The organism is Staphylococcus sp. HMSC62A08, from assembly GCF_001839105.1.
GTDB lineage: Bacteria > Bacillota > Bacilli > Staphylococcales > Staphylococcaceae > Staphylococcus > Staphylococcus caprae.
The window spans coordinates 1-1,955 of sequence record NZ_KV840053.1; the positions used below are offsets into that span (position 1 = coordinate 1).

Consider the following 1,955-nt stretch of genomic DNA (forward strand, 5'->3'; position numbering starts at 1 on the left):
ACGTATACCACGTTCACATAAAATGATGTTTCTATTGCCTTGAGAAGCAATATACTCTGCTGCATAAATGAACTCTTCAATAGTCGCTGATAAACCTCGTTTTAAAAGAATCGGTTTATTTGTGCGTCCAGCTTCTTTTAATAATTCGAAGTTTTGCATATTTCGAGCGCCAATTTGGAACACATCTAAGTATTCATCTGCAATTTCAAAGTCATTAGGATTTACTATCTCACTCACTACATTTAAGTTAAACTTGTCTTTAACGTTTTTAAGTATTTTTAATCCTTCTACACCAAGACCTTGGAAATCATATGGAGATGTACGAGGTTTGAATGCACCACCTCTGATAAATTTTTGTCCTTTAGCTTGTAAGTCACTTGCAACAGCATCCACTTGTTCTTGTGATTCTACCGAACAAGGACCGAATACAAATGATTTATTTCCATCACCAATGATGCCACCGTTATCAAATTTTACAATCGTATCTTCTGGTTTAAGTTTACGAGAGACATAAAGGTGTTTTTCATTTTCAGATTTTTGTAAATCAGTAGAGGCTTTAAAAATTTCTTTAAACAACTGCTTAATTACATTATCATTAAATGGACCTTGGTTTTTATCCAATAATTCGTTAATCATTTCTTTTTCACGCTGTGGATCATATACTTGAGTCCCTTGTTTAATTTTTTCTTCTCCAATTTTTTGAGCTAACTCGCCTCTCTTAGATAACAAATCTAAAATTTGGTTATTTAATGAGACAATCTCTTCACGGTATTGTTCCAATTTATTAGTCATTTCTACTCACCTCTAAGATATAATTATGTATGAAAGTATATTACTTTAAAGCGATAAATTAAAAGTATTTAGACCTAATTTTAACAATTTCAATTTTATAGTTCAAGTTGTTGTTTACAGAAAATAAAAAATTTTCTAAAAACGTCATAACTTGCTCAAACTGTTAATGTGTTTCATATGTGGGCGAAATTTCATTTTAATTTAGAAAGGCTGAGACAATCTTTAAAAGTTGCCCCAGCCTTTTGAATCATATCTTTAATTAATATAATTATTCAGTTTAATCATTAAAAGTACGTTTTTCAATCTTGCTGTTCGCTTTTTCTACCTTTTGTTGATTATTATCTGATTGAGTTTGTTGTTTTTGATTTCTATTGTTTTGTTTAGGTGTATTACTTTGTTTTTTGTTTGTTGTCTTTTTATTAGTGTTTTTCTTTTTGTTGGTAGCATTCGTTTTATTGCCACTATTCTTAGATTTTTGACTACCTTTTGTTGACTTCTCATGTGTCACTACACCATTTTCAAATGTTGCTGACGCTTGAGACTGAGTTGTTGTACCTTTTTGAGTAGTATCTTTCTGTTTTGCATTTGAAGACTGCTTATTAGATTGAGTGACTAAGTTTGGCACATTTGTTTTTTTCTTACCTTTTTTAATCGTTGGTTCTGCTAATAGAGCTTCTGTCAATTGTGCTTCTTTAGAACCTTTAGTTAATTTGGATTTTTTTGTCTTAGCTGCCGTAGCTAAACGGTTAGCAAATGAACCTTCATTAGATGATGTTTCTTCTTTTTGATCTTTAGTTACTAAATTAGGAACTTCTTTGTTAGAAGATTTAGGAATATCTTGTTCAGTAGTAAGATCTTTTGTATTCTTAGCTACTTGACTATCATTATTGATTTTATCATTTTTAGTTTGCGCAGCTACTGCCATTTTTTCTGCTTGTGTATGACTAGCTGTATCTTCATTTTTACCCTCTTTAGTTGTAGGATCAGCTAAATTATTATCGCTTGATTCTTTCTTAACAGCTGTTTGAGCGATAGCAATTTCTTCAGCAGAAGGTTTTTTATCACTATCAATATGTGCGTTTTCTTGGCTATCTTTAGCCTTCGCATCATTTTTAGCTTCTTGAATATTTTGTGCTTCTGGTGATTGATCTGCGAGTTCTGTT

1 protein-coding gene and 1 pseudogene are annotated in these 1,955 nt (G+C 31.3%); both read right to left on the minus strand.

What is annotated here, in order from left to right; genetic code table 11:
- On the minus strand, nt 1-792 hold a 792-nt coding region (locus HMPREF3264_RS11300; RefSeq protein ID WP_070873372.1), incomplete at its 3' end, for a bifunctional 3-deoxy-7-phosphoheptulonate synthase/chorismate mutase.
- 277 nt (nt 793-1,069) lie between these two features.
- Nucleotides 1,070-1,955: pseudogene (locus tag HMPREF3264_RS11305) on the minus strand (smooth muscle caldesmon); the annotation flags it as partial.